Source organism: Sutterella parvirubra YIT 11816, assembly GCF_000250875.1.
In the GTDB taxonomy this organism is placed as follows: Bacteria; Pseudomonadota; Gammaproteobacteria; order Burkholderiales; family Burkholderiaceae_F; genus Sutterella; species Sutterella parvirubra.
Genome location: NZ_JH605004.1, coordinates 35,215 through 37,490 on the forward strand (window position 1 = coordinate 35,215; position 2,276 = coordinate 37,490).

General features: G+C 66.6%; 2 protein-coding genes. One reads left to right on the forward strand and one right to left on the reverse strand.

Annotation, left to right across the window (positions count from 1 at the left end; translation table 11 throughout):
* The coding region (gene dacB, locus HMPREF9440_RS10745; protein ID WP_008543262.1) for a D-alanyl-D-alanine carboxypeptidase/D-alanyl-D-alanine endopeptidase at positions 1-1,804 on the forward strand (1,804 nt) is incomplete at its 5' end.
* A 103-nt stretch (positions 1,805-1,907) separates the two neighbouring features.
* On the opposite strand, the gene HMPREF9440_RS10750 is transcribed toward dacB, so the two are convergent.
* Positions 1,908-2,276: thioredoxin family protein (locus HMPREF9440_RS10750; RefSeq protein WP_050816188.1), on the reverse strand; the 369-nt coding region annotated here is incomplete at its 5' end.

The following is a 2,276-nucleotide window of genomic DNA, read 5'->3' on the forward strand; positions in this document are numbered from 1 at the left end:
GCGGCGTCTTGCGGCGGCCACGGCCGGTGCGTTTCTCGCCGGACCGCTGATGGCCGGCGGGGCGTACGCCGCCCCGGCAGCTGCGCCCGCGAAGAGCGCCGCTGAAGCGAAGCAGACGCCTCAGAGCGCACCGCTTCCCAATCCCTTGGCCCGCGCGGCGAAGCGCTGGAAGGTCGACCCGAATGCCGTGACGATCGCGGTGGTGCCGGTCGAGGGCACCGGCGCGCCTGCGCTTCTTCACCGCGCCGACACGGCGGTCTCGCCCGCGTCCACCGCCAAGCTCGTGACGACGCTCTTGGCTCTTGAGAAGCTCGGCGTCAACCACCGGTGGCTGACGGGCTTCTACACCGACGCCGAACCCGACGCGAAGGGGAAGCTCAAAGGGAACCTCTACGTGAAGGGGAGCGGCGACCCGAATTTCGTCATCGAAGACTTCGAGATGGAGCTCTCGAGGCTCTACGCTTCGGGCGTGCGCTCGATCGAAGGGGACGTCGTCATCGACCGCTCGCGCTTCGACGTGCCGGACACGTCGGAAAATGCGTTCGACGGGCGGGGCTCCCGTCCCTACAACGTGAGCCCGGACGCGGCGCTCATCAACTACCGGAATCTGTCGTTCGAATTCCTCCCCGACACGGAAAAGGGGATCGCGAGAATCGCCGTCTTCCCGAAGATGGAGGGCGTGCGCTTCCCCTCCACGATCAAGCTCTCCAAGGGCGCCTGCGGCGACTGGAAGACGAAGTTGGGCTTCAAGATGGAGAACTTGAAGGACGGCACGAAGCGGGCCCGCTTCAACGGGACGTTGCCGTCGGCCTGCGGGGCGAAGAACTTCAACGTGATCGCGATGAAGCGCGACGAATACTTCGAGCGGGTCTTCCGCGCCGCGTGGAAGCGCGCGGGCGGGACCTGGAAGGGTAAGGTCCGCGAGGGCCGGGTGCCGGAAGAAGCTGAGCGCCGCATCGCGCACGCTTCGCCTGCGTTGACGGAAGTCGCGACGCTTACGAACAAGTGGTCGAACAACGTGATGGCGCGGCATTTGTTCCTCACCGTCGGCGCGAACCGCGTCGAGCGTGAGGCGAAGGAAGCCTGGGAGGCGAAGCTCAAGGCGGAGAAAGCTGAACAGGCCAAGCAGCCCAAGCAGTCCAAGCAACAGGCCGCCGGACAGAACCCCTCTGCGAAGGACAAGAAGGCCCCCAAGATGCCGCCCGTGCGCGGCGCGACGCTTGCCGACGCCCGGGCGGAACTCTCCGAGTGGCTGCGCGAAAAGGGGATCGACCCCGCGCTCATTCACATCGATAACGGTTCGGGCCTCTCCCGCGAGACGCACGTGACGGCGCGCGCGATGGCGTCGCTCCTGCGCGCAGGGTGGGCGTCCCCCTACATGCCGGAATACCTCGCGAGCCTTCCCGTCACGGGTGAGGACGGCACGATGGTGAAGCGCAAGGTCGCCGTGAGCGAAGGCCGCATCAAGACGGGGTTCCTGACCGACGTGAGGAGCATCGGCGGGTACGTCCGCAGCATGGACGGCCGACGTTGGGCGGTCTATGCGAGCGTGCACGGCGCGAAGAACATGCCGGGCGGGATCGCGTTCCTCGACAACGTGATTCTCTGGGTGAGGGACCTCGGCGAGAAGCCGACGATCGAGATCACCGCGGAGACCGCGAAGAAGGCGGACGAGGCGCGGGCGAAGAAGGCCGCGGAGGCTGAAGCCGCTCAGGAAGCCCAAGGGGCTCAGGAGGTGAAGCAGGCGCCTGAGGCCGCCGAGGCAGAAGAGACGGAAGGCACTGCCGAAGCCCCTCAGAAGTGAGCCTCGGGACGTCCAAAGCGACCTGAACGCTCGGGACCTTGAAGGAAGAAAAGCCGCGGAGACTCTTGAGGGTGCCGCGGCTTTTCGCTCATTCAGAAACGCATCAGAGCGCGTCCAGAACGATCCCCTTCGTGAGGAGTTCCGGAAGGACGTCGATGCGGCCGTCCGGACGGTAGATGAGGTAAAGCGGCACGCCCGAGCGGCCGAACTGCGCCAGGATCTTCGTGATGTCGGGGTTCTGGTTCGTCCAGTCGGCGGTGAGGCGCACGTAGCCCAACTCATCCATGCGGCTGGCGACGTCGTTGGTGCGAAGGGCCGCCACCTTGTTCGCCTGGCAGGTGACGCACCAGGCGGCCGTGAAGTCGACGAAGACGGGACGGCCGGAGGCCAATGCCTGCGACACGGCGGCTTCGCTCCAGACGCCCCAACCGGAGGCGTCGTCGGCGACCGCAGGAGTGCTGCGGCGGAAGTT